This window comes from Salinimicrobium oceani, assembly GCF_012037645.1.
In genome coordinates, this window is the sequence record NZ_JAAVJR010000059.1 from 1 (window position 1) to 902 (window position 902).

Here is a 902-nt window from a genome sequence, read left to right on the forward strand (position 1 = left end):
TTTGGGACCTGGACGCAGCATCACGGGAAACCTGCGGGAGCCGTCTTTATGGCAACTCCGAAAGAGACCGGAATGTGGGATTTTCAAGAGCTGAAAATTGCTCAAACCAACTCTACTTCGATTGGTCATTATCTTCTCTCTTTTGGCCAGAACAAACAGGGAGAAATGTTTCTGCTTACCACCGATGAAGAAGGACCCACAGGGAACACCGGGAAAGTGTTTAAAATGGTTGCGGGCAAATAAATTTGCTGCTTACAGAAAGGACTTATTATTATAAACCTGGTTTCAAAATCGGGCTTTGGCCTAATAAGGATTATTCTGAAAGTACTGCAGATTTTATCTCATCAAAGACAGCGACAGGTTTCAAGGTAGCTTCTTTTCCTTTAGAAGAAGAAACAAAAACCGGCCAATCCCCGGTTGATTCAGGACGGCGGCCGTGGGAACCTTTCACCAACTCAGGCTTTAACGGAACCACATCCATAAGTGTACGGAAGCCTAACTTTTTTCGGAGTAATTTCAGACCAACTTTCAGCTTGGGAAATTTGATGTCGGGATCGACAAAGAGTTCGGCAGGATCATATCCCGGTTTGCGGTGAATGTCGACTGTCCTGGCATAATCGGGAGCTTTTTGGTCATCGAGCCAGTAGTAGTAGCAAAACCAGGAGTCCTGGTCGGCAATAGCAACGATATCTCCGGCGCGTTCGTGGTCCAGGTGATACTCCTTTCTCTCTTCTCCTGTAAGTAACTTTTCAATTCCGGGTAACTCCCCGAGCAGTTTTCCTACTTCAGAAATTCTGCTTTTATCCTTGACATAAACGTGAGCGACCTGGTGATCACAAACAGCAAAAGCTTCACTGGCACCGGCATCAAAAGCCTCATGCCCCATTTCATTTCTATAGGCG

Annotated in this window: 2 protein-coding genes; one reads left to right on the top strand and one right to left on the bottom strand. The window is 46.0% G+C overall.

Annotated features, from left to right (window positions below; all coding sequences use genetic code 11):
- On the top strand, window positions 1-243 hold a 243-nt coding region (locus HC175_RS15355; RefSeq protein ID WP_209310008.1), incomplete at its 5' end, for a hypothetical protein.
- Window positions 244-313: 70 nt separating this feature from the next.
- Here HC175_RS15355 and HC175_RS15360 read toward each other — a convergent pair.
- Window positions 314-902, bottom strand: a 589-nt coding sequence (locus HC175_RS15360) for an alkaline phosphatase family protein (protein WP_168139340.1), incomplete at its 5' end; no start/stop codon positions are given.